This is a genomic window from Burkholderia sp. BCC1996, from assembly GCF_905339955.1.
Taxonomy (GTDB): Bacteria; Pseudomonadota; Gammaproteobacteria; order Burkholderiales; family Burkholderiaceae; genus Burkholderia.
On the sequence record NZ_CAJPHM010000124.1, the window covers coordinates 1 to 239 of the forward strand.

The following is a 239-nucleotide window of genomic DNA, read 5'->3' on the forward strand; positions in this document are numbered from 1 at the left end:
TACGGCGGCTCGTTCCTGTATCACATGGACAACAACCAGGTCGTGGTCGGCTTCGTGGTCGGCCTCGGCTACACGAACCCGTATCTGTCGCCGTTCGAGGAATTCCAGCGCTACAAGACGCACCCGTCGATCCGCGCGTTCCTCGAAGGCGGCAAGCGCGTGTCGTACGGCGCGCGGGCGATCACGGCCGGCGGCCTGCTGTCGCTGCCGAAGACGGTGTTCCCGGGCGGCGCGCTGAT

1 pseudogene is annotated in these 239 nt (G+C 66.5%); it reads left to right on the top strand.

What is annotated here, in order from left to right:
* Positions 1–239 (top strand): annotated as a pseudogene (locus U4Z64_RS37505) (electron transfer flavoprotein-ubiquinone oxidoreductase); the annotation flags it as partial.